We start from the raw sequence: 383 nt of genomic DNA on the forward strand, positions 1-383 counted from the left end.
ACCTTATTCAAAATGTAATCGCTCATAGCCATGCAGACAAAATTAAAATTTCCCTGTCGAAGAAGGAAAACAGTATGGAGCTGTTGCTGGCGGATAATGGAGTGGGAATTGCGAAGGAAGATTTGAAACACATTTTTGAACGGCTCTATAAGTGTGACAAAGGACGGTCTGAAAAAGGAAGCGGTCTTGGTCTTTCTATTGTCCATCAGCTTGTAGAAAAGATGGGTGGGAGTATAACAGTTGAAAGTTTGCCGGGAAAAGGAACTGAATTTATGTTGCTTTTTCCTTTGGAGAGTTAAGCGGGTTCCCGTCTTTATGGCGGGAGCCTTTGTCATTTTAGCCGAATTTCAAATTGCAAGGTTAATGCAAGGTTGCGGCAAGGT

Annotated in this window: 1 protein-coding gene; it reads left to right on the forward strand. The window is 42.0% G+C overall.

The window, feature by feature from the left end:
* A partial coding sequence (locus LJE09_RS17525; RefSeq protein ID WP_227311622.1) for a sensor histidine kinase occupies window positions 1–299 on the forward strand: 299 nt, incomplete at its 5' end.
* Window positions 300–383 lie beyond the last annotated feature (84 nt).

Origin of the sequence: Blautia sp. DFI.3.45 (assembly GCF_020593505.1) — a bacterium.
In the GTDB taxonomy this organism is placed as follows: domain Bacteria; phylum Bacillota; class Clostridia; order Lachnospirales; family Lachnospiraceae; genus Blautia_A; species Blautia_A wexlerae.